Here is a 22,800-nt window from a genome sequence, read left to right as displayed (position 1 = left end):
TTAGTGGATGAAGAGTGAGGCTAAGAGGCAGAAAGCCAGGCCCAGGACGGCGATCAGGGTTTCGATGACCGACCAGGTCTTGATCGCCTGTCCGACGGTGAGGCCCAGATATTCCTTGATCTGCCAGAAGCCGGCATCGTTCATCGGGCCCAGCGCCACCGAGCCGGCCCCGGTGGCCAGCACCATCAGTTCGGGCGACGTGCCGTGGCTGTGCAGCAGGATCGGGCCCACGATGCCCGAGGCGGTGCTCATGGCCACGGTGGCCGAGCCGGCGGCGACGCGGACCACGACCGCCAGCAGCCAGGCCAGCACCAGCAGCGGCACATGCGCCCCCACCGCGACGTCGGTGATGGTCTTGGACACGCCGCTGTCGATCAGCTCGCGCCCGAAGCCGCCGCCGGCGCCGACCAGCAGCATGATCAGCGCTGTCGGGCCCAGGCATTCGGTGGTGAAGCGCAGGATCGTCTCACGCGAGAAGCCGCGCGCCAGGCCGAGGACGTAGAAGGACAGCACGGTCGCCAGCAGCAGGGCGATGTCGGTATTGCCCATGAAATGCAGGACGGTGTTCGGCAGGCCGCCGGGGCGGGTGACCAGGTCGGCGGCCGAGCCCACCAGCATCAGCAGCACGGGTGCGAGGATGGTCAGCACGGTGGTGAGGAAGGGCGGCATGTCGGTCGGCGTGTCCTTGCCGGCGAACTGTTCGGCCAGCGCGGCCTCTCCTTCCGTGTGGATATGCGGCGTGATGAAGCGGGCATAGACCGGGCCGGCGAGGGCGGCGATGGGGGTGCCGATGATCACGCCCCAGAAGATGGTGCGGCCCGTATCGGCATGGTACGCCGACAGGGCCAGCAGGGTGGCCGGGTGCGGGGGAATCATCGCATGGGTGACGGAGAGTGCCGCCCCCATCGGCAGCGCCAGCAGCAGCAGGGGCGTGGAGGTGCGCCGCGCGAGCGTGAAGGCCAGCGGGATCAGCAGCACGAACCCGACCTCGAAGAACACCGGCAGGCCGATCAGCAGGCCGATGACCATCATGGCCCAGCTGATGCGTTTCTTCCCCGCGATGCGGGTGATCGTGAGGGCGATCTGGTCCGCGCCGCCCGATTCGGCCAGCATCTTGCCCAGCATCGTGCCCAGCGCGATCACGGTCGCGATATGGCCCAGCACATGGCCCGCGCCCTCCTCGAACGAGGCGACGGCCTTTTCGGGCGGCATGCCGGCGCAGATGGCCAGCAGAAGGGAGACGCAGACCAGGACAATGAAGGGATTGAGCTTGTAGCGCCCGATGAGGAGCACGACGGCGCCAATCGCCGCGGTTGCCAGGGAAATCGCCAGGATTGGGGACATTGAACCGCGTCTGCAGTGAATGGGAGCGTGTATCAGCGCGGAACGGGCGCGCGAATGTCAATGGCTCGGGGCCTCATATCCGGGAGAGGCGGGTTGGTTCGCTATCGGGTCGTTTTTTTTCTTCGCGTGCCCGATCGCCAAGGTCTCTGGCCAGAAAGGGGGATTTGGTCCCATAACGAACCGGTTTCCGCGGTTCGCGGTGTCGGGAACGGACTTGCATGGAACGCAACAGGATAGGACAGGGGCGCGAGACAAGCTGCCCGGGCGCCCCACCGCAGGGTGCCGAATCCGGGATAGGGAATCCATGACATGACAGCTGACCAGACCAAGACGAGCCAGGCGGCGACCGGACCCACCGGACCCCATGGCGGGTCGCACGCGGCCGCGCGGGCGGTCGTGGTCGGTATTCTGGCCGCGATGGCCGGGCTGATGTTCGGGCTGGATACCGGCGTCATCGCCGGGGCGTTGGGCTTTATCGGCGATGAATTCCATGCCGCCGCCCGGACGCAGGAATGGATCGTCTCGTCGATGATGGCCGCTGCCGCCCTGGGCTCGCTGGTGGCCGGGCGCATCTCGTTCCGGCTGGGGCGGCGCCGCGCGCTGCTGGCGGCGTCGCTGCTGTTCGTCGCCGGGGCGGGGCTGTGCGCGATGGCGCCGTCGGTGGCCGTGCTGATCGTCGGGCGGGTTCTGCTGGGCCTCGCGGTCGGGATCGCGGCGTTCGCGGCCCCGCTCTACATCTCGGAAGTGTCGCAGGAATCGGTGCGTGGGGCGATGGTGTCGTTCTACCAGCTGATGGTCACGCTCGGCATCTTCCTGGCCTATGTCACCGACAGCCTGCTCTCCTATGGCGGGCACTGGCGCTGGATGCTGGGGCTGATGGCGGGGCCGGCGGCGCTGTTCTGCGCCGCGTGCCTGTTCCTGCCCGACAGTCCGCGCTGGTTGATGATGCGCGGCGAGCGGAGCCGGGCCAGCCAGGTGATGCGCCTGCTGCGCGTCAGCCCGGCCGAGGCCGATGCCGAGATCCGCGACATTGCGCAGGAGCTGAAGCGCGAGGGGGGCAGCGGGCTGGCGTTCTTCCGCAGCAGCCCGAATTTCCGCCGGTCGGTGCTGCTGGGGGTAGCCTTGCAGGTGATGCAGCAGGTCACCGGCATCAACGTGCTGATGTATTACGCGCCGAAGATCTTCCAGGCCGCCCATTTCGGCGTGTCGGCCGCGACCTGGGCCACGGCGCTGATCGGGCTGGTCAACATGGCCGCCACCGGTTTTGCCATCGCCTTCATCGACCGCTGGGGGCGGCGGCCGCTGCTGATCCTGAGCTGCGCGATCATGACGGGTGCGATGGTGATGGCGGGCGGGCTGGCGGCGGTCGGTGGCGATTCGACGCCGATCCTGGGCGGCATGGTCGCGGCGCTGCTGCTGTTCGTTGCCGGCTTCGCCATCGGCGCGGGGCCGATGGTGTGGACGCTGTGTTCGGAAATCCAGCCGCTGCGGGGCCGTGATTTCGGCATTGCGTGCTCGACCTTCACCAACTGGGCGGCAAACTGGCTGGTCAGCAACGTGTTCCTGACCGTCATGGCCGCGCTGGGCCAGAGCTGGACCTTCTGGCTATTTGCCATCATGAACGGATTGTTCATCGTGATCACCCTTGCCTACGTGCCCGAAACCAAGGGCGTGTCGCTGGAGGAGATCGAAGCGCGGCTGATGGCGGGCCGGAAGCTGCGGGAACTGGGACGGTAAGGCGGGACGATGATACTGCGCGGCGATGAAACCCAGGATATCGCGACGGCCACCGGCCCGATGCGGCTGCATGTGCTGCGCCCGGCGGCGGATGGGCACTTTCCCGGCGTGGTGCTGTTCTCGGAGATCTATCAGGTGACGGCGCCGATCCGCCGGCTGGCCGCGATGGTCGCGGGGATGGGCCATGTGGTGGCGGTGCCGGAGGTCTATCACGAATACGAGCCCGCCGGCTGCGTGCTGGCCTATGACGTGCCGGGCACCGACCGGGGCAACGAACTGAAATATGCCAAGCCCGTGGCGGCCTATGACGAGGATGCACGCGCGGCGGTGGCGTGGCTGGCGGCGCATCCGGCCTGCACCGGGCAGATCGGCACCCTGGGCGTGTGCCTGGGCGGGCATCTGGCGTTGCGGGCGGCGATGAACCCTGCCGTGCAGGCGGCGGCGTGCTTCTATGCTACCGACATCCATTCCGCGTCGCTGGGCGCGGGGCGGGCGGACGATACGCTGCGCCGGCTGGACGAGATTTCCGGCGAGGCGATGATGGTCTGGGGGCGGCAGGACCCGCATGTGCCCTTTGCCGGGCGCCAGATGATCCGCGAGGCGCTGGAGGGGGCAGGGGTGCGCCATGAATGGTATGAGGTCAACGGCCAGCATGCCTTCCTCCGCGACGAGGGGCATCGGTTCGACCCGGCGCTGTTCCTGCAGGCCATGGGGTGGGTCCAGGCGCTGTTTGCCCGTGCCCTGCGCGCGGGCTGACCGGCCGTGACGGGGATGGTCCTGCGCGAGGGCGACGGGCTTTACGGGTTGCCCAGGGCGCTGGCGATGTTTGCCGTGGCGCTGTCGGTCCTGTTGTCGGTGCTGGATTATGCCATCGCCAATGTCGCGCTGCCGACCATTGCGCAGGACATCCATGCCAGTCCGTCCTCGTCGATCTGGGTGATCAACGCCTATCAGATGGCGGGTCTGGCGACGCTGCTGCCGCTGGCCTCGCTGGGATCGCTTCTGGGATTTGCCCGCCTGTGCCGGATCGGGCTGGCGACCTTCGTCGTGGCCTCGGTGCTGTGCGCGATGTCGCATACGCTGCTGGAACTGGCGCTGGCCCGCGCGCTGCAGGGCATTGGCGGCGCATGCATCATGAGCGTGAACATCGCGCTGGTGCGATTCATCTATCCCCATGGTGAAATCGGCAAGGGCATCGCGCTGAACGGCGTGGTGGTGGCGACGGGCGTGGCGCTGGGGCCGACCATCGCCTCGGCCGTGCTGTCGGTGGCGGACTGGCCGTGGATCTTCCTGATCAACCTGCCGCTGGGCGGGGCGGCGATGGTGGCGGCGCTGGTCTATCTGCCCGCCACGCCGCGCAGCGCGTCCTCGTTCGACCTGGCCAGCGCGGCCCTGAACGTGGTGGCCATCGGCTGCCTGGTGGTCGGGCTGGACAGTCTGGCGCATCGCAGCGGGCCCGTGGTGGCGGTGTGGCTGCTGCTGATCGGCGGGGCGGCGTTCTTTCAGCTCGCGCGGCGGCAGACCGGGCGGTCGGACCCGATGCTGCCGATCGACCTGCTGGCGGTGCCGGATTTCCTGATCGCGTTCAGCGTGGGGTTCATGGCGTTCGTGGCGTCGAATTTCTTCATCATCTCCATGCCCTTCACGCTGGAGACGGTGCTGCATCGCTCGGCGGTGGCGACCGGGCTGCTGATCACGCCGTGGCCGGTGGGCATCGTCGCGATCTCGCCGCTGGTGGGGCGGCTGGCGGACCGGGTGCCGGCGGGCATCCTGTCCTCGGTCGGGCTGTGCGTGACGGGGACGGGATTCGTGCTGCTGTGCCTGCTGCCGCCCGATGCGGGGAACCTGGACATTGCCTGGCGCATCGCCATCGCGGGGATGGGGTTCGGGATTTTCCAGCCGCCGAACAATCGCGCAATGATGGTGGCGGCGCCGCACGGGCGCTCGGGCAGCGCCAGCGGCATGGTCTCGGTCGCGCGGCTGTGGGGCCAGACGATGGGGGCGATGTTCGTCGCCCTGACCTTCGGCTTCGTCCGCCATGACCCGACCCTGCGCTGCCTGGAACTGGCGGCCGCCTGTGCCTATGCGGCGGCGCTGATCAGTTCCAGCAGGCTGCTGCGCGTGCGGCATAAGTAATGATTTTGTGTCTTTCTGGATCAAAAGAATTCTATTTAGTTTATGTCTGACGGAATGGGAATAATTTCTTTTGAAAATAATTTATATTCCTATTATTTTTATAGAAAATTGAGGAGTATTTATGTTTATGAGAAATAATTCTTTTACTCGATAAAATTACAAATATAATCCTAGTGCAGGGCTTATTTTTTAGCCAATGCTATAGTAGACGTTTCTCTCTAATCCGGTGGCTGGGGTTATCTGATGCGTTTGCCGCGCTCTCTGTTGCCTGCCTCCCGACGCCTCACCTCGCTGGCGGAGGCCGCGATGGACGGGGGGAGGAGCGAAGGCGGGCAGCGCCAGCTTGTGCGCAAGCGGTTCCGGCGGTTGCACCGGCTGAATCGATTCAACGTGTTTCTGGCACGTGTCGGCATGGCGCTCGATCCCGCCCTGGGCGAAAGCGCGCTGCTGGACGCGGTGTGCGAGGCCGCGACCCGAAACGCGCGCCTGCGCGCCGCCTTCGTCGCCCGGCCGGACGAGGCAGGGGATTTCCAGTTGCTGGCGTGCAGCGGGCCGGTTGCGCAACTGCACGATCCCGCCTTTTCGGCCGCGCCGGACAGGCCGGCGCGGCACGGCCCTGCCGGGCGCGTCTGGCAGGACGGGCAGGCGGTCTTTTGTGCCGATATCGCGCGTGAGGACGATCTGCTGCCCTGGCAGGCGGGCATGCATGCGCTGGGCGTGCGCTCCTGCGCAGTGATGCCGCTGTGGCGCGCCGGCAGGGTCTGGGCTGTGTTCGGCGTGTATGACAGGCGGGAGGACGCGTTCGACCCCGCGATCAGGACCATCCTGCTGGACGCGGCGGCCAGCGTTTCGCGCGGGTTGAGGATGTATGACGACCGGCGGTCGAAGGTGGCGCTGCTCGACCGGTCGCAGGTGGGGATCGTGCTGGTGCGCGACATGCGTATCCAGCGCGCGAACGCCTTTGCTGCCACCCTTGCGGGCTGCGCGCCGAGCGATCTGCACAATGTCCCGGCGGATACGCTCCTGGCCGGCAGGGACCATGGTGTGCAACTGGCGCAGGCGCAGGCGCAACTGCGCGCCAGCGGCCGGGCCAAGCTGTCCGGTGTGCATCTGGCCCGGCCGGACGGGCATGATGTGATCGCTGATCTGTCCGCCGTGATGCTGGACGATCCGCCGGGTAAGGATTCGGTGTGGACCATCGAGGACGTGACCGAGCGTGAGGAGGCGCAGCGCCTGTATCGCGCGCTGATCAATGGCGTGTCCGCCATGCTCGCCGCCGAGGACGAGGCGGAAAAATGCCGTGCGGTGTGCGAGGCGCTGGTCGACAATACAGTGTTCAGCGCCGTCTGGCTGATGCAGCCCGATCCGTCGGGCCGGATGTGTGTGCGGGCCCAGGCGGGCAAGGGCGCGGACCAGGTCGCCGGGTTGAACTGGCGGGTCGACACCAATGCCACCGCCGTGCCGATGACGGTGCGGGCCTGGCGGAGCGGGGAGCTGGTCTTTACGAACGATCCGGCGACCGACCTTGCCGGAATCCCGGGCTATCGGCAGTTGATGGAGCGCGGGTGGCGCGGCGTGCTGTCGGTGCCGGTGATGCGGGGCGGGCAGATCTGGGCCGTGCTGGCCTTCACGACGCAGCGGGCCGACGGTTTCGACGAGAAGAGTATTACGCTGTGCCGGCGGGTGGCGGATTTGCTGGGGCAGAATCTGGACCGGCTGGATGCCAGCAGCACTATGGAAAAATTGCGGCAGGAGGAGGCACGGCGTGCCCGGCGCGACGCGCTGACCGCGCTGCCCAACCGGCTGGCGCTGGATGAGTATCTGCCCAAGGCGCAGGAACGGGCCCGCGAGCGCGGCACGTCCATGGCGGTCGGGCTGATGGATCTGGACGGGTTCAAATCCGTCAACGACACATACGGTCATGCTGCCGGCGACAAGGTGCTGACCGAACTGAGCCGGCGGTTGTGGGAGGCGCTGCGCGAGAATGGCTATGTTGCCCGGCTGGGGGGCGACGAGTTCGTGGTCGTTCTGGAAAACCTCGATACGGACATGGCGAACGAGCAGGTCGAGGCGGCGCTGGACAGCCTGTCCTCGGTCGTGGCGGAGCCGTTCGTCCTGGATGACGGGAACACCGCCAGGGTGGGCCTTGCCATGGGGGTCGCGCTTTTTCCGCAGGATGGCGACAAGCCGGAGGCATTGCTGCGTCAGGCCGACAATGCGATGTACCAGGCCAAGCAGGGCAAGGGTAAGCGCGAGGGCAACTGGCATTTCGCAGCCGCCGTCGAGGAAGCGCAGGATCTGGACGATGACGGCGCGGATCTGTTCCCCATTTCCCCTTATGGGGTGGCGGCCGCGGAGTTCATGGCGCCCGCGGTCGGGGCCACCGCGCGGATCGGGGAGAGGGTTCGCAAGGGTGCGATCCCGGCGATCTGGCAGAAAAGCGGCGGTGCGGCCGTGCTGGCCCGTCTGACGTCGGAACAGCGTGACCGCCTGAATGAGCGCGAGGCGAGGCATCTGGAGTTTCTGGCCGCCCCTGCGACCACCCGGAAGGACGTGCTTGTGACCGCGCGCACGTTGGGCGTCATGTATGCGCTGTTCGGTGTCGAGCAGGCCATCTTCGTCGCGGAGCAGAGTGGCTATCTGCGCCTGCTGCTGGCGGACATGGCGGCCCACGGCATCGGCAGCGACGACCGCTATCGGGTGCAGCAGATCATCGAGGCCCGCTATCGGGACGATCGCAGGATGCGGCGTCTGATCGGGCAGGGCGTGCACAAGGCCTATGCCGCTTCCGTATCCGACGGCATGCCCAGCGGCGCGTGGGGCCCGGTCAGTGCCGAGGCGCTGGCCGGCCTGGGGAAATTGCCCGGTATCCAGGCCGCTTTTCTGGTCCGCCCCAACGGGCAAGGGGAGCTGGTCGCGCAATCGGTGGCGGGGCCGTGCGCCGCGGCGCTGGACGAGGCGCTGCTGCGCGGCGAGGTGCGGCCCGTGATTGCCGCCGGATCGCCCCATGGCGGCTTTGTCGGTGCCCAGGCCTGGCGCACGGGCAAACGGCAGACCTGCCCCTCCATCGAACTGGATGGGGGCATGGCGCCCTGGCATACGCTGATGGTGGATTTGCGAATCCATTCGTCCCTGAGCGTGCCGATCCGGCGTCGGGACGGGACCACGGCGCTGGTGCTGACCCTGTTCGGGGCCTGCCCCAACCAGTTCGAATCCACCAGCATGCGGGAATTTGCCGGCGGATTGCAGACGACATGGGAAACGCTGTGGCAGAACGGGCAGGGCATGTCCGACGAGCGTTCGTCCCGCCTGCGCGAGCGCCTGTTCTCCGGGGGGTTGCGCATGTTCATGCAGCCCATCGTCGATTTGTACACGGGCCAGGTGCTGAAGGTCGAGGCGCTGGCCAGGCTGAAGGATGCCGACGGCGCGATCCTTTCGCCCGCGACCTTCCTGACGCTGCTGGGGCATGACGAACTCGACCGGCTGTTCCAGATGGGGCTTGAGCAGAGCCTGGAATGGCTGCAATCGTGGGACGGGAAGGGTCTTTCCACCGGGATGTCGATCAATCTGCCGCCGTCCTGCCTGTCGAACGCCAATATCCTGCGCGTGGTCGACGACATGCTGAAATGCCACGACATTGCCGCCGGCCGGTTGACGCTGGAAGTCCTGGAAACGCAGGACCTCGATCCGGGCGGGCAGGGGGCGGTCCTGCAGAATTTCCGTTCGATGGGTGTGCTGGTGGCCATCGACGATCTCGGGTCGGGGCATAGCAACCTGATGCGGCTGTCTGCGACGCCGTTCGACTGCATCAAGGTCGACCGGGGCCTGTTACATTATATTCGCGACGTGCCCTTGCAGATTTTCAGCGTTATTCGCTCGCTGCAGGAAATGGGCAACGACATGCACAGCCAGGTGGTGGTGGAGGGGCTGGAAGACGCCGACATGATCGAGGCCATGCGTCATCTGGGCTGCCGCTACGGGCAGGGATTCGGCATTGCCCGGCCGATGCCCCCCGATGACTTCCTGGACTGGTATCGCACCTGTTCGGGCCAGGCGCGGGAGCAGGAAAGCGGCATCCATAGCGATCTGGGCGCGCTGGCCTGTCTGTGGACGGCCACGCGCGGCGATCCGCCGCAGGGCGGGTTTCATTTCGAGGATGGGCCGCTGATGCGATGGCTGGAAGAGCGCGGCCGGAATGACGGTGATGCCGCGGGATGGTACCGCATCCTGGCGGCGGGTCCCGTGTCGGAGGAGGTGGCCCGGGATCTGCGGGACTGGCTGGTGGAGCGCGTGGTCAATGCCGGGCGCGGCTGACGCCATTCAGGCGGGGAATGCGCGTCGGAGCGTCATCGGCGCGTATTCCTGATCGGAGCCTGTCTGGAAATGTGGGCTGGTGAGCGAGAGCGGACCGGAACGGGCGGCGATCCGACGCGTGTTTTTGAGCATCGGAGCAGAGCGGCCTTGAAGGCCGTGAGCACCGACGCGCAGGAAACGCGCGTCGGATCGCCGCCAGCGCGCATTCCCAGGCAGGCTCAGAGGGTGATGCGGTAGAGGGTGGTGCGTCTGGTATCCCGATCTTCGAGTTCGCGGGTGGTGGGGACGTCGCGGGTGATAATGGGATGCAGGCCGGCGCGGGGCAGGTAGGCGCGGCCGGGATCGGCGATCCAGACCTCGGCGGTGCGCGCGGCGTCGCGCAGCCAGGGCAGGATATGCTCGGTCATCGGGTTTTCGTAGCAGACATCGCCGCACAGGATCAGGTCCCAGCGTGGCGTGGTGCCGACCAGGTCCGCGCCGGTGGCGGTGACCGCCACGCCGTTGGCGCGGGCGTTGAGCGTGATGGCGGCGACGGCCAGTGGGTCGATTTCGGCGGCCTCCACCATGCTGGCGCCGGCCTGCGCGCAGGCGATGGCGGCGATGCCGCAGCCGGCCGCGAAATCCAGCACCCGGCGCCCGGCGACCAGGGCGGGATTGTCCAGGATATGGCGGGCCAGCAGTTGGCCGCCCGGCCAGGCGAAGGCCCAGAAGGGTGGTTCCATACCCTGCTGGGTCAGCCAGTCCTCGCTGGCCTGCCAGATCGGGGTGATCTCGGTAGCGAGGTGCAGCGTGATCTCGGGCACCAGCGGGGCATGGGCGGGGCTGGTGTTGGCGAGGATGAAGGATTCGGGGTCGGGGAGGGTGCTCATCGGCCGGTAAGCCCGGCCAGGATGGCCAGGGCGACCGCCAGCCCGGTCTCGCGGTTGAAGCGGAACAGCATCAGGCAGCGGCGCGGATCGGTGCTGTCGAGATGCGTGACCTGCCAGCCCAGCGCGATGGAAGGCAGCACCATCGCCACCCAGAAGCCGATGGTGCAGCCGGCCAGCCAGCCGGCCAGCAGCAGGGCCAGCACCGCCAGCGCGTAGCACGTGCCGACGAACAGCCGGGGCTGGCCCGCCCACAGGCGCGAGGTCGATTTGACGCCGATGCGCGCGTCGTCCTCCATATCCTGGAAGCCGTAGATCGTGTCGAAGCCGAGCTGCCACAGGATGGTGGCGGCGTAGAGTGCCGCCCAGGCGGCGTCGATGCGCCCGGCCGCCGCCGCGTAGCCCATCGGGGCGCCGAAGCCGAAGGTGAAGCCCATGACGAGCTGGGGCCACCAGGTGAAGCGCTTGGCCAGCGGATACAGCCCCACCAGCAGCAGCGACCCCACGCCCAGCACGCGGCACAGCGGATTGAGCTGGAGCAGGATGATCAGCCCGATCGCCAGCAGCAGGGCGAGGAACCAGGCGGCCTGGCGCATGCGCAGCGCGCCCGAGGCCAGCGGGCGGCCGGCCGTACGTGCCACCATGCGGTCGATATCGCGATCCCACATATCGTTGACCACGCAGCCGGCCGACCGCATCACCACGCTGCCGACGGCGAACAGCAATGCCAGCCGCAGGCGCTGCCCGGCCTCCACCCCGCCGGGCAGCAGGATGCCCCACAGGCCGGGCAGGAACAGCAGCCAGGTGCCGATGGGGCGGTCCAGCCGGGCCAGCAGCGCATAGGGGCGCAGGGCTGCCGGCAGGTGGCTGATCCAGCCTGTGGTCCGGATGTCGGTATGGGGGAGCGGGGTCACGCTGGGGTCTCCGTCTGGACACACGGGCACAATAAAGGCATCGGGTGCAGCTGAGAGGCTGTTTCAAAAGCCCCGCTGGCGGTGGCCTGACGGCGGTTTCCTGCGCTTCGGTGCTCACGGTCCACAAGGCCGCTCCGCTCCGATGCTCGAAAACCACCGCCAGACGCGTGGCTGACGCCGCGCTTCCGCTCACCAGCGGGGCTTTTGAAACAGCCTCTCGTGCCCGCGTGTGATGGGGCGCGGGATGGATGTGGTCAAGGGCCGGACGCGGGAGGGCGCGTTGCCGGCGGGTCGGAGGTGATGTCGTCATGAAGGATTGTCCCCGCCTGTTCGCCGATCCGGCCGGCCGGCCGCCGATGGAGGCGGATGCGGTGCGCGATCTGGAGCCGGGGCAGGCCCATTATCTCGGCACCGTGATGCGGATGGCGCCGGGGGCGGAAGTCGCGCTGTTCAATGCCCGGGACGGGGAGTGGCTGGCCAGCCTGGTGGCGGTGCGGCGCGACCGCGCGCAGGTGCGGCTGCTGCATCGCCGTCGCGCGCCGGAACCGGCCTGTGGGCCGGTGCTGCTGTTCGCGCCGCTGAAGCGCGATGCCACCGACATGGTGGTGCGCATGGGCACCGAGCTGGGGGTGACGCGCTTTCTGCCCGTGCTGACCGAGCGCACCAATACCCATCGGGTGAATGTCGCGCGGCTGGAAGCGATTGCCATCGAGGCGGCGGAACAATGCGAGCGGCTGGATGTGCCGGCGATCGGCGAACCGGCGCGCCTGCCCGAGCATCTGGCGGTGTGGCCGGCCGCGCGCACCCTGTTTGTGGCGGCCGAGCGCAGCGGGCCGGATGACGGGGTGGGGGAGATCGACATCGTTGCCGACGGGGACGGGCTGCTGGTGGGCCCCGAGGGCGGCTTTTCCGATGCCGAGCGGCGGATGTTGCGTGCGCGGCCGTTTATCAGGATGATCACGCTGGGAAAACTGATCCTGCGGGCGGATACGGCCGCCGCATGTGGCCTGTCCCTGATGGGGGCTGGCTTCCGGCGCGCGTCTGGTGCAGATTCCCGCTGACCGACCGGTCGGTCGCATGGCTGCGACGGACCCATCCGTCGATCCGTTCTGTGTTTGAAGGCTTGTTCAGAAACGATGTCGAACCCCGGCGAGCAAGATATTACCCCTATTGAATCGATCGGCCAACTGGCCGGGTTGCTGGCGGATGGGGGCAAGCCACGCGAACGGTGGCGCATCGGCACCGAGCATGAGAAATTCGGTTTTGTCCTGCCGGCTGCCGCCGGGCCCGAGCGTGCGCCCTGGATGCCGCCGCCCTATGCGCCCGACGGGATTGGCGAGATCCTGACCGACCTGAACCGCCAGGATGGCGGGGGCAGATGGGAAGCGATCGAGGACAAGGGCAGGCTGATCGGGCTGAAGGGAATCGGCTCCGAACGCGGCGGGTCGGTGTCGCTGGAGCCGGCCGGGCAGTTCGAACTGTCGGGCGCGCCGCTGGCCAGCCTGCATGATACGGGCCACGAGATGGCCCGGCATTTCGAGGCGATCCGCCCCATTACACGCTCGCTGGGCATCGGCTTTGCGCCGCTGGGCTTCCACCCGCTGGCGCGCCGCGCGGACATGCCGTGGATGCCCAAGAGCCGCTATGCGATCATGCGCAACTACATGCCCAAGGTCGGCACGCTGGGGCTGGACATGATGACGCGGACCTGCACCGTGCAGGTCAATCTGGATTTCGCCTCCGAGACCGACATGCTGCGCAAGCTGCGCGTGTCGCTGGCATTGCAGCCGGTGGCGACCGCGCTGTTCGCCAATTCGCCCTTCTATGAGGGGAAGCCGAACGGGCTGCTCTCCAACCGCGCCCATGTGTGGACCGATACCGACAATGTGCGGTCGGGCATGCCGCTGGCCTTCTTCGATCCGTCCTTCGGGTTCGAGGCCTATGTGGAATGGCTGCTGGACGTGCCGATGTATTTCATCGTCCGCGACGGGCAGATCCTGGATGTGGCCGGGCGGTCGTTTCGCGCCTGGATGAAGGGCGAACGGCAGGACGGGCTGGAGGGGCTGGTGCCGACCGTCGGCGATTTCGAAGACCATCTGACCACCGCCTTTACCGACGTGCGGCTGAAGCGCTTCCTGGAAATGCGCGGCGCGGATGCCGGGTCGCCGGAGATGATGCTGGCGCAGTCCGCCTTGTGGGTCGGGCTGCTGTATGACGATGCGGCGCTGACGGCCGCCGACGCGCTGGTGCGCGAGCAGGGCTGGGCGGACTATGTGGCGCTGCGTGCCGCCGTGCCGCGCCAGGGGCTGGATGCGCCGTGGGCCGGTGGGACGGCGCGCGATCTGGCCGCCCGCATGGTGGCGATTGCGACCGACGGGCTGCGGGCGCGCGCGGTGACGGATAATAACGGGCGGGATGAGAGCCATCTGCTGGCCCCGTTGCAGGCGATCGTGACCGGCGCGCCGACCCAGGCCGAGTATTGGCTGGAGCGGTATCATGGCGTGTGGCAGGGTGATGTGACCAGGATCTTCGCCGAAGCCGCCGTCTGAGAGCCTGACCGTAAATGCGCGCTGGCGGCGATCCGACGCGCGTTTCCTGTGCTTCGGTGCTCACGGCCCACAAGGCCGCTCCGCTCCGATGCTCGGAACCACACGACGGGCGCGGCCCCGCTGGGGCCGCTCTCGCTCACCAGCCCACATTTCCGGCCAGGCTCTTCGCGGCTGATTGGCGGTGCGCGCCCGGGGGCGCTGCTTTGCGGCGTTCTTGCTCACCAGCCCGCATGTCCGGCCAGGCTCTTCGTGGAGAGACGTGCTGATGGTGTTTGTTTCTTTGTAGTCGATAACGCGACTAATTCTCACGATATCGAAACATCTTGTGCGAGACCGGAGGGTTCCGGCATATAGTGGCCATGCGCAAATTCACGACGCTGAACGACCAGGAAATCCTTGCCCTCGCGATTTCGAACGAGGAGGAAGACGCGCGGATCTATGCTGATTTCGCCTATGCTATTCGTGAAAAATATCCTGATACGGCCATGATTTTTACGGACATGGTGCATGAGGAGAACGAGCATCGGCGCGACCTGATCGACCTGTATGTGGGGCGGTTCGGCCAGCATATTCCGCTGATTCGCAGGCAGGATATCGCGGGGGTCATGGTTCGCCGGCCGGCCTGGCAGGTGCAGGGGCTGGGGATCGAGGCCGTGCGCGACTATGCGCGGCAGATGGAGATGGATGCGGCGCGCTTCTATCGGCAGGCGGCGTTGCGCACGACCGATGCCGCCACGCGCAAGCTGCTGGGCGATCTGGCTGTGGCCGAGGACCGGCACGAGCAGACGGCGGGCGAGATCGCGCTGAACCGCCTGCCGGCCAGCAAGCGCGAGGATGAGGACGAGGACGCGCGGCGGCGCTTCGTGTTGCAGGTGATCCAGCCCGGTCTGGTGGGGCTGATGGATGGGTCGGTCTCCACGTTGGCGCCGGTGTTTGCGGCGGCTTTTGCTTCGCACCGGCCATGGGAGGCTTTTCTGGTCGGGATCGCGGCGTCGGTCGGGGCCGGGATTTCGATGGGGTTTGCCGAGGCGCTGTCGGATGACGGCAAATTGTCGGGGCGCGGGGCGCCGCTGCTGCGCGGGTTGATCTGCGGGCTGATGACCACGGCCGGGGGGATCGGCCATACCGTGCCGTTCCTGATCGATCGGTTTCCGCTGGCCATGAGTGTGGCCATGGTGGTGGTGGTGGTCGAGTTGCTGCTGATTTCCTGGGTGCGGTGGCGGTATCAGGATACGCCGTTCGGTTCGGCGGTGGTGCAGATTGTCTTTGGTGGGGCGTTGGTGTTTGCGGCCGGGATCTTGATCGGATCGGCGGGATAGGGGTTCTTCTTTTTCTGAAGAAAAAGAAGCAAAAAGACTTTTATTCGTTTGGGGCGTCGTGTGCCCCAGCAAAAAACTCCTGAACGAATCAAAAGTTTTTTGGTTCTTTTTTTCAAAAAAGAACATCTACAGACACGCGCGAATCACCCGCGCCGCGCGATCCATGGCCTCCGGCGTGGCGGAGGCGATGCCCAGCAGCAGGCCGGGCTGGGCGGGGCCCAGATGGTAGTCCGAGAGCGGGCGGACCCCGAGCCCTTGCGACCATAGGCGGCGGGCGATGGTGCGGTCGTTGCGCGTGGGGTCGGTGAAGCGGGCGGCCAGTTGCAGGCCGCCGGTGCCGGGGCCGGGGATCAGCACAGTGGCGCAATGGCGGTGCAGGGCGGCGACGGCGCCTGCCATGCGCTCGGCGTAGAGCGTGTTCATGCGCCGGATGTGGGCGCGCAGATGGCCGTCGGTGATGAAATCGGCGAGGGCGAGCTGGAGGTGGATCGGCACCGCGATGCCGCGTCCGGACAGGAAATCGGTGACGGGGGCGACCAGTCGGGGCGGCAGCACGGCGTAGGCGACGCGCAGGCCAGGGGCGAGGATTTTGGAGAACGTGCCCAGATAGGCGATCGATCCGGTGCGGTCGATGCCTTGCAGGGCGGCGACCGGGCGGGTGTCGTACTGGAATTCGCTGTCGTAATCGTCTTCCAGCACCACGGCGCCGCTGGCGTGGGCGTGGGCGAGTACGGCCAGGCGGCGGCGCAGGCTCATATCCGCGCCGGTCGGGTACTGGTGCGAGGGGGTGACGCAGATCAGGCGCGGGGGCGGGCCGGGCGCGTGGGTGACGTCCATGCCGTCATTGTCGCAGGGGAGGGGCACCAGCCGGGCGCCGGCGGTTTTCAGAATAGTGTGGATGGGAATGTAGCCCGGTTCCTCGACCCAGGCGACGGGGTCGGCGGCGGCGGAAAGGACGATGCGGGCGATGGCTTCGACGGCGGTGCGGATCGACGGGACGATGACGACCTGATCGGGCGTGGCGACGACGCCGCGTGTGGCCCGGACATGGGAGAGGATGGCGGTGCGCAGTTCCGGGGCGCCGGCGGCGCGGCCCCCGTAGCCCAGGTCGATCAGCCGGCCGGCGCGGGCGCGGACGCCGAGGCACCGGGCCCATGCGGCATGCGGGAAGGATGCGAGATCGGGCAGGCCGGGGCGCAGGGCGTCGGGCACGATATCCGGCGAGCCGGAGGCAGGGGATGGCGGCGGGGCGTTGTGCCCGTGGAGCGGCGGGGCGGGCAGGGATGCGACGCGGGTGGCGGACCCGGCGCGGGCGTCCAGGAAGCCCTCGGCGCGTAGCCGGTCATAGGCCAGCACGATGGTGGAGCGCGCCACGCCGAGCGCGCGGGCGAGGGCGCGGCTGGAGGGCAGGCGGTCGCCGGCGGCGAGCTGCCCGGCCAGGACCCGTTCGCGGATTGCGCGGTGGATCTGGCTTTCCAGCGGGCCGGATTCGGGGGTGAGGACCAGCCAGGCGGGCGGCGGAGGACGGGTTGCGTCGGTCACGGTGGGGCTCAACTGGGGGGCTCAACTGGTCTGATGGAAATGGAAGAACTGGATGTTAGCGCCAGACCGTTTTCCGTCCAGCGTCGGTGGGCGACAACAGGAGCCTGTGATGACCGAGTCCTACCCCGTGACCGAACGCAGCCGGGTGCGGCGCGCCCATGAGCGCGGCAGCCACGCGCGGGCGGATGTGTATGCCGTGCTGGATGCCTCGCCCTTGTGCCATGTGGGCTATGTGATCGATGGCGCGCCCTATGTGACGCCGACGCTGCAATGGCGGGTGGGAGACCGGGTCTATTGGCATGGCTCGGCGGCCAGCCGGTTTCTGCGCGCGGCGCGGGGGACGCCTGTGTGCCTGACATGCAGCCAGATGGACGGGTATGTGATGGCGCGCTCGGCCTTCAGCCATTCAGTCAATTATCGCTCGGCCATGGTGTTCGGCACCGCCAATCTGCTGGAGGGGGAGGAGGCGATTGCCGCCGCGCTGCGCGACATGATCGAGGATTTCTTTCCCGGCCGGTGGGAGACGCTGCGGCCGATGACCGATCAGGAACGCAAGGCGACCGCCGTGTTGTGGATGGATATCGAGGAGGCCAGCGTGAAGGTACGCGACGCGCCGCCGGGCGATGGGGCGGAGGGCGATTATCCGATCTGGGCCGGCGTGATTCCGATCCGCACCGTGCTGGATGCGCCGTGCCCGGCGCCGGAACTGCCGGCGGACATGCCCGTGCCGGAGGGGCTGGCGGCGCTGGTGGCGTCGGGGCGGCTGCGATAGGGCGGGTGCATCGGGGGCAGCGCCTTGATCTTGCCGGAATGATCGGGCAACGAAGTGGGACCGAACCGGCGCCCTGACGGGGCGTTCGGGCGGCCAATGTGCTGCCATCGACCGGATACCATGACGCGACCGAACCGCCTGCCCCCTTTATCGACCCGTATCGCGACCTGCCTGCTGGGCGGGCTGGTGGCCATGGGCTGCCTGCCCGTGGCGTCACCGCGTGCCCAGACGACGGTGGCGGCGACGCTTTCGCCCGCCGATCGGGGCTGGGTGCAGCGTATCCAGACCTATCTGGACGGCATCACGACGCTGGAGGCGCAGTTCCAGCAACTGGCGCCGGACGGCAAGCGCGCCACGGGCACCGCATGGCTGAACCGGCCGGGGCGGATGCGCTTTGAATATGACAAGCCCAGCCCGCTGCTGCTGGTGGCCAATCATGGGCAGGTGGTCTTCAACGACAGCCAGCTGGGCCAGACCACGACCCTGCCGCTGGACAAGACTCCTCTGGGGTTGCTGCTGCGCCCCGGCCTGCAACTGTCGGGCGATGTGACCGTTACGGCCTTTACGCATGCCAACGGGTTGGTGCAGGTCACGCTGGTGCGGACGGCCTCGCCGGGAGACGGGAGCCTGACACTGGTGTTCCATGACAATCCATTGTCGCTGCGCTCGTGGAGCGTGGTGGACGCGCAGGGGCAGGCGACGCAGGTCGATCTGTTCAATGTCCGCCTGGGGGGCGGCCCGATGCCGGACGGGCTGTTCGATACGAATATTGGTGACCAATAGGCGGGGCGTGCCGGGTGGCCCTTCCGCCGACGGGCAGGCGCTAGCGGTGCGGGTCGTCGGTCTGCCGGGCCAGTTCCAGCGCGCGGGCATAGACCGTGCGGCGGGGCAGGTTGATCGCGCCCGCGACCAGGGAAGCCGCATCCTTGACCGACAGGGTGGCCAGCGCCGCGCGCAGACGGTCGTCCAGATCGTCGGCGCCGCTGTCATCCTCGGCCGGCGGGCCCAGCAGGACGGTGATTTCGCCCCGCGCCCGATTGTCGGTGTACCAGGCGGCGAGCGTGCCCACCGGGCCGCGCCGCACTTCCTCGAACCGTTTTGTCAGTTCGCGCGCCACGGCGGCGGGGCGGTCGGTGCCGAAGATGTCGGCCAGGTCGGCCAGCATCTCGGCCAGCCGGTGCGGGGCCTCGTGCCAGATCAGGGTGGCGGACAGGCCGGCCTGCTCGGCCGCGCGCAGCCTGCCCAGGACCTCGCGCCGGGCCGCCGTGCGCGGCGGCAGGAAACCCGAGAACATGAACGGGTGCGGCGGCAGGCCCGACAGGGTCAGCGCCGTGATGGCGGCGTTGGGGCCGGGCACCGCCGTCAGCGTGATATCGGCCGCGATCGCGGCCCGCGCCAGACGGAAGCCGGGGTCGGAGAGAAGTGGTGTGCCGGCGTCGGAAATGATGGCGATGCGGCGGCCGCGTTCCAGTTGAGCGATCAGGGCGGGAATGCGGTGCTGTTCGTTATGGTCGTGCAGGGGCTCGGTGCGGGTGGTGATGCCGCGCGCGGTCAGCAGGCGCGCGCTGGTGCGGGTGTCCTCGCACAGGATCAGGTCGGCTTCCGCCAGGGTTGCGGCCGCGCGGTCGCTGAAATCGCCGAGATTGCCGATGGGCGTGGAGACGAGGGTCAGGACGCCCCCGCCGGGATGGCCGGCGGGGGCGAGAGCGTCCTCGTCTTCGGTGGGGTCTTCGGCCGGTGGGACGGTGTCGTCCGGGCCGGGGGCATGACGGGCGGGGTCGGCTCCGCTATGGGAAGATGGCGCAGGTCTGGAGGACACCGCTTCATGGGGTGCGTGGAAAGGCAGGGACGAGGAAGATGAATCGGTCATTCGCAACCCGGATGCAGAAACGGCCTGCAGATTCAGCCCGTCATGGCCTCTCTGGCAAGGCCGGACTGCTGCTGGCGGCGTCATTGGCCGGACTGGCCGCCTGTGCCGGCCCCGAGGGGGGCGGTCCGGCGGCGACGGTGACCCCGGCGGCACCGGCGGCGGTGGTGCCGGGACGCACGGTCGGCGTGCTGCTGCCGCTGAGTGGTGGCAATGCGCGGCTGGGCCAGGCGATGCTGTCGGCGACGCGGATGGCGCTGGGCAGCCCCACGGCCCCGCCGCTGGATATTCGGGACACGGCCGCCGCCGGTGGCGCGGGAGCCGCGGCGCAGGCGGCCCTGGCGGCCGGCGATGGCGTGATCCTGGGGCCGCTGACCGCCGCCGAGACCATGCAGGCGGCTTCTGTTTCCACGACGGGCCCGGTGCCGATGCTGGCCTTTACCAGCGATGTGTCGGTTGGCCGGCCCGGCGTGTGGGCGCTGGGGATCGCGCCGGAGCAGCAGGTCGCGCGGATGGTGGCGGCGGCGCAGGCCGAGGGGCGGCAGCATTTTGCCGCCTTCCTGCCCGGGACGGCGCTGGGCCGGGCGATGGGACGTGCGCTGGTACAGAATTGCGCGGCGCGGGGCCTGGCCGCGCCCCAGATCGTCTATCATACCGACAGCCCCGCCAGCATCACCCAGGGGTTGAAGACCCTGTCCAATTACGATGCGCGTATGAGCGCGGCACAGCCTGCCGCCCAGGCCTCGCTGCCGCCCGATGTGGCGGCGGCGGTCGATCCGGTGGGCGGGGCGGTGCAGCAGGCGCAGCCGGTGCCCGCGCCGTCGCGACCGGGGCCGCCGCCCTTCGATGCGCTGCTGCTGGCCGATACCGGGCTGCAACTGGCGGCGGTGATCGACGCGCTGCAATCGTTCCAGGTGATCGGCGTGCCGCCGGCACCGGGTGCGGCCGCGACCGCCGATGGCTCGGCCGCTCCGCCGGCGACGCCGGTGAAGGGCGGCCTGCCGCCTGTGCGGATTCTGGGGACGGCGCTGTGGGCGTCGTTTGCCGGCAAGCTGGGGCCGTTGCAGGGCGCATGGTATGCGGCGCCGGACCCGGCGGCGCGGCAGCGCTTCGTCCAGCTTTATATGGCGCGCTATCACACCATGCCGACGCCGCTGAGCGACCTGGCCTATGATGCCTCGGCGCTGGTCGGGGCGCTGGATCGGGCGCGGCCGGCGGATCGGCCGAACGGTTATACGGTCGAGGCCCTGACGCGTCCGGACGGGTTTTCAGGAGTGGATGGCGTGTTCGGGCTGACGTCGGATGGTCAGACACGCCGCGATCTGGCGATTTTCCAGATCCAGCCCACGGGCGGTGGGCGGATTGTCAGTCCCGCGGCTGGGCGCCTGGCGCGGGAACAGAGCTGACGGGTTGGCGGTTGGCGATAATATAGGCGGCAGGGGCGGCGGCGTTCAGGCCGCCGCGGTCGCGCCGCAGGCCAGGACGGGGCGGATTGCGTACAGCGCCGCTTCGAACGTCTTGAAGCTGCCCAGCCGATGGTCGCGCAGATTGTCGACCAGGACCCAGTTCATGCCTTCGGGACGCAACAGATAGGCGGGATCTGCGTTCTCGCGTACCCAGACCAGCACGTGCTCGATCGGGCCGTTGCCGGAGCGGGGGGAGATGTCGACGTCACACAGTCCCATGCAGGTTCCGGCGTCCAGCCAGCGCATCAGATATTCCCGATGGCGGGGTAGGAAATTCGCACGCAGCGGAACGACGTTGTCGGTGGAGGGAGTGGTCGCCTTCAGGGTCATCATCGTCGCGGGCATCTGTCATGTCCTCGGAGTATGGGGCGAGGGGAACGCTAGAGCGCGGTGCCGGGCATTGCCAAATTGAATCTGATCCGTTCCGCCACCCAAAAAGGCAGAAGTTTGGGTATGTGGCAAAAAAGCAATGATTTGTTGCAAAAAAGACCTAATTTTAGGCACGAAATGATGCATATGATCATAACGTAATCAGCGATTGATCGTGTGTGTCATTGCTTTGTCACATCGGCAGCGTGAATTGCCTATGATTGATGCGATTCTGAGACGAATTTGCCACCGATTGACCATGAACGGGGCGGTGCCGCATGGATGTGCGATGAAGCCTGTTAGGTCCTGTCTGCATTCAGGGATTCCTTTTGAATTGAAGTTCTGATTCAAGGTTGCCGATGGAGGGCGAGCCTTGAGCAGACGGATACTGACAGACGAGCAATGGAGCTGGATCGAAGGCGATCTGACCTTGCCCCCTGAAATGCCCTCGATTTGAAGTAAGGTCTGTCCACTGGAGACAGGCGATGAAGAAAGCACGTTTCACACAGGACCAGATCATCGGGATCCTGAAGGAGCATCAGGCGGGCGCAACGGCTGCGGATCTGTGCCGCAGGCACGGGATCAGCGATGGGACCTTCTACACCTGGCGGTCGAAATACGGCGGGATGGAGGTGTCGGAAGCGCGGCGGCTCAAGGCTCTGGAAGAAGAGAACGCGAAGCTGAAGCGGCTCCTGGCGGAGAGCGTGATGGACGTCTCGACGTTGAAGGAATTGCTGGCAAAAAACTCGTGACGCCTGGTTTGCGGCGGGATGCCGTGGCCTGGGCGATGACCGCACGAGATTACTCACAGCGGCGCGCCTGCCACCTGATCGGTATGGATCCGAAGACCTGGCGCTATGTGTCATGCCGCCCGGATGATGCCGCAGCGCGCGGGCGGCTGCGCGAACTGGCTGCGGAGCGACGGCGATTTGGCTATCGGCGGCTGCAGATCCTGCTCGACCGGGAGGGGCTGGCGATGAACCACAAGAAGCTGTTCCGGCTGTATCGCGAGGAAGGGCTGTCGGTCCGCAAGCGTGGTGGCCGGAAACGGGCGCTGGGCACGCGCTCGCCGATGATGCTGCCCGACGGGCCGAACCAGCGCTGGAGCCTGGATTTCGTCTCGGACGCGCTGAACAACGGACGGCGGTTCCGCGTGCTGACGGTAGTGGACGACTACACGCGCGAATGCCTGGCGCTGGTGGCAGATACGTCGTTGTCAGGCGAACGGCTCGGTCGCGAACTCGACCGGATCGTAGAAATCCGCGGTTTTCCCTTGATGATCGTCAGCAACAACGGCACCGAGATGACCTCGAACGCCATTCTGGCCTGGCAGAAAAAGCGGTCGGTGCTGTGGCACTATATCGCACCGGGCAAGCCGCAGCAGAACGGGTTCGTCGAGAGTTTCAACGGCCGGTTCCGCGACGAATGCCTCAACGAACATCTGTTCCGCAATATCGGCCACGCTCGGAGGGTCATCGACGCCTGACAGCATTGTAGAGCGCTACTCTGCAAGACCCATAATACCGACGAGCGGGAGGTTCTCTACCCCTGGCACCCTTGGTTTGGGCGTTGGGTGTGCGTCGAGGAGATGATTGAGCGGGGCGG

Annotated in this window: 16 protein-coding genes and 1 pseudogene; 11 read left to right on the top strand and 6 right to left on the bottom strand. The window is 67.5% G+C overall.

The annotated features are described in order from the left end of the window. Positions 1–1,344 (bottom strand): GntT/GntP/DsdX family permease, encoded by a 1,344-nt coding sequence (locus tag HLH29_RS11420; RefSeq protein ID WP_182966875.1) that lies wholly within the window; start codon positions 1,342–1,344, stop codon positions 1–3. A 309-nt stretch (positions 1,345–1,653) separates the two neighbouring features. Here HLH29_RS11420 and HLH29_RS11415 point away from each other — a divergent pair, with 309 nt between their 5' ends. The 4 genes from HLH29_RS11415 to HLH29_RS19895 all read left to right on the top strand — a co-directional run bounded on the left by HLH29_RS11415 (position 1,654) and on the right by HLH29_RS19895 (position 9,531). Then, positions 1,654–3,081, top strand: a complete 1,428-nt coding sequence (locus tag HLH29_RS11415) for a sugar porter family MFS transporter (RefSeq protein WP_182966873.1) — start codon at positions 1,654–1,656, stop codon at positions 3,079–3,081. Positions 3,082–3,090: 9 nt separating this feature from the next. Then, positions 3,091–3,837, top strand: a complete 747-nt coding sequence (locus HLH29_RS11410) for a dienelactone hydrolase family protein (protein WP_182966871.1) — start codon at positions 3,091–3,093, stop codon at positions 3,835–3,837. A gap of 15 nt (positions 3,838–3,852) precedes the next feature. Then, complete coding sequence (locus HLH29_RS11405; protein WP_182967008.1) at positions 3,853–5,217, top strand: MFS transporter; 1,365 nt, start codon at positions 3,853–3,855, stop codon at positions 5,215–5,217. 306 nt (positions 5,218–5,523) lie between these two features. Continuing rightward, entirely contained in the window at positions 5,524–9,531 is a 4,008-nt protein-coding gene (locus tag HLH29_RS19895) for a GAF domain-containing protein (RefSeq protein ID WP_275944173.1), read from the top strand. A gap of 218 nt (positions 9,532–9,749) precedes the next feature. Here the strand turns inward: HLH29_RS19895 and HLH29_RS11395 are convergent, their stop codons facing one another. Then, complete coding sequence (locus HLH29_RS11395; RefSeq protein WP_182966868.1) at positions 9,750–10,400, bottom strand: class I SAM-dependent methyltransferase; 651 nt, start codon at positions 10,398–10,400, stop codon at positions 9,750–9,752. After that, positions 10,397–11,311: a 4-hydroxybenzoate octaprenyltransferase gene (gene ubiA, locus HLH29_RS11390; RefSeq protein WP_182966866.1), complete on the bottom strand. Its 915-nt coding sequence runs from the start codon at positions 11,309–11,311 to the stop codon at positions 10,397–10,399. Before ubiA ends, HLH29_RS11395 begins: the two co-directional genes overlap by 4 nt. 308 nt (positions 11,312–11,619) lie before the next feature. Between ubiA and HLH29_RS11385 the strand changes: the two genes are divergently transcribed. The 3 genes from HLH29_RS11385 to mbfA all read left to right on the top strand — a co-directional run bounded on the left by HLH29_RS11385 (position 11,620) and on the right by mbfA (position 15,179). Beyond that, a complete protein-coding gene (locus tag HLH29_RS11385; protein ID WP_182966864.1) occupies positions 11,620–12,372 on the top strand; it encodes a 16S rRNA (uracil(1498)-N(3))-methyltransferase in 753 nt (250 codons plus the stop codon). Positions 12,373–12,447: 75 nt separating this feature from the next. Continuing rightward, the gene (locus HLH29_RS11380; protein ID WP_182966862.1) at positions 12,448–13,860 is read left to right on the top strand and encodes a glutamate--cysteine ligase; all 1,413 of its coding nucleotides are present in this window, start codon (positions 12,448–12,450) and stop codon (positions 13,858–13,860) included. Between the two features lie 359 nt (positions 13,861–14,219). Then, the gene (gene mbfA / locus HLH29_RS11375) at positions 14,220–15,179 is read left to right on the top strand and encodes an iron exporter MbfA (RefSeq protein WP_182966861.1); all 960 of its coding nucleotides are present in this window, start codon (positions 14,220–14,222) and stop codon (positions 15,177–15,179) included. Between the two features lie 126 nt (positions 15,180–15,305). Here mbfA and pdxR read toward each other — a convergent pair whose 3' ends face one another. Then, positions 15,306–16,721, bottom strand: coding sequence for a MocR-like pyridoxine biosynthesis transcription factor PdxR (pdxR, locus tag HLH29_RS11370; protein ID WP_220791492.1), 1,416 nt, complete (start codon positions 16,719–16,721; stop codon positions 15,306–15,308). Positions 16,722–16,830: 109 nt separating this feature from the next. Here pdxR and HLH29_RS11365 point away from each other — a divergent pair, with 109 nt between their 5' ends. Next, the gene (locus HLH29_RS11365; protein WP_220791491.1) at positions 16,831–17,493 is read left to right on the top strand and encodes a pyridoxamine 5'-phosphate oxidase family protein; all 663 of its coding nucleotides are present in this window, start codon (positions 16,831–16,833) and stop codon (positions 17,491–17,493) included. 120 nt (positions 17,494–17,613) lie between these two features. Next, entirely contained in the window at positions 17,614–18,276 is a 663-nt protein-coding gene (locus HLH29_RS11360) for a LolA family protein (protein ID WP_182966857.1), read from the top strand. Positions 18,277–18,316: 40 nt separating this feature from the next. Here HLH29_RS11360 and rsmI read toward each other — a convergent pair whose 3' ends face one another. Next, entirely contained in the window at positions 18,317–19,363 is a 1,047-nt protein-coding gene (gene rsmI, locus HLH29_RS11355; RefSeq protein WP_338030228.1) for a 16S rRNA (cytidine(1402)-2'-O)-methyltransferase, read from the bottom strand. On the opposite strand from rsmI, the gene HLH29_RS11350 reads away from it, so the two are divergent. After that, positions 19,351–20,766: a penicillin-binding protein activator gene (locus HLH29_RS11350; protein WP_246374155.1), complete on the top strand. Its 1,416-nt coding sequence runs from the start codon at positions 19,351–19,353 to the stop codon at positions 20,764–20,766. The two genes, rsmI and HLH29_RS11350, sit on opposite strands and share 13 nt — an antisense overlap. 45 nt (positions 20,767–20,811) lie before the next feature. On the opposite strand, the gene HLH29_RS11345 is transcribed toward HLH29_RS11350, so the two are convergent. Next, the gene (locus tag HLH29_RS11345) at positions 20,812–21,171 is read right to left on the bottom strand and encodes a hypothetical protein (RefSeq protein WP_246374153.1); all 360 of its coding nucleotides are present in this window, start codon (positions 21,169–21,171) and stop codon (positions 20,812–20,814) included. Positions 21,172–21,680: 509 nt separating this feature from the next. Between HLH29_RS11345 and HLH29_RS11340 the strand changes: the two are divergent. Further along, positions 21,681–22,675, top strand: a pseudogene (locus tag HLH29_RS11340) (IS3 family transposase); the annotation flags it as partial. Positions 22,676–22,800: the final 125 nt, after the last annotated feature.

Source organism: Gluconacetobacter tumulicola (genome assembly GCF_014174215.1).
Lineage (GTDB): Bacteria > Pseudomonadota > Alphaproteobacteria > Acetobacterales > Acetobacteraceae > Gluconacetobacter > Gluconacetobacter tumulicola.
Note: the sequence above shows the minus strand (reverse complement) of the source record. Positions and strands in the feature narration are given on the sequence as shown.

Excerpts from the sequence above, each read along its gene's own strand:
- HLH29_RS11420 (WP_182966875.1), bottom strand. The coding sequence starts at position 1,344 with ATGTCCCCAATCCTGGCGATTTCCCTGGCAACCGCGGCGATTGGCGCC.
- HLH29_RS11415 (WP_182966873.1), top strand. The coding sequence starts at position 1,654 with ATGACAGCTGACCAGACCAAGACGAGCCAGGCGGCGACCGGACCCACC.
- HLH29_RS11410 (WP_182966871.1), top strand. The coding sequence starts at position 3,091 with ATGATACTGCGCGGCGATGAAACCCAGGATATCGCGACGGCCACCGGC.
- HLH29_RS11405 (WP_182967008.1), top strand. The coding sequence starts at position 3,853 with ATGGTCCTGCGCGAGGGCGACGGGCTTTACGGGTTGCCCAGGGCGCTG.
- HLH29_RS19895 (WP_275944173.1), top strand. The coding sequence starts at position 5,524 with ATGGACGGGGGGAGGAGCGAAGGCGGGCAGCGCCAGCTTGTGCGCAAG.
- HLH29_RS11395 (WP_182966868.1), bottom strand. The coding sequence starts at position 10,400 with ATGAGCACCCTCCCCGACCCCGAATCCTTCATCCTCGCCAACACCAGC.
- HLH29_RS11385 (WP_182966864.1), top strand. The coding sequence starts at position 11,620 with ATGAAGGATTGTCCCCGCCTGTTCGCCGATCCGGCCGGCCGGCCGCCG.
- HLH29_RS11380 (WP_182966862.1), top strand. The coding sequence starts at position 12,448 with ATGTCGAACCCCGGCGAGCAAGATATTACCCCTATTGAATCGATCGGC.
- mbfA (WP_182966861.1), top strand. The coding sequence starts at position 14,220 with ATGCGCAAATTCACGACGCTGAACGACCAGGAAATCCTTGCCCTCGCG.
- HLH29_RS11365 (WP_220791491.1), top strand. The coding sequence starts at position 16,831 with ATGACCGAGTCCTACCCCGTGACCGAACGCAGCCGGGTGCGGCGCGCC.
- HLH29_RS11360 (WP_182966857.1), top strand. The coding sequence starts at position 17,614 with ATGACGCGACCGAACCGCCTGCCCCCTTTATCGACCCGTATCGCGACC.
- HLH29_RS11350 (WP_246374155.1), top strand. The coding sequence starts at position 19,351 with ATGAATCGGTCATTCGCAACCCGGATGCAGAAACGGCCTGCAGATTCA.
- rsmI (WP_338030228.1), bottom strand. The coding sequence starts at position 19,363 with ATGACCGATTCATCTTCCTCGTCCCTGCCTTTCCACGCACCCCATGAA.
- HLH29_RS11345 (WP_246374153.1), bottom strand. The coding sequence starts at position 21,171 with ATGCCCGCGACGATGATGACCCTGAAGGCGACCACTCCCTCCACCGAC.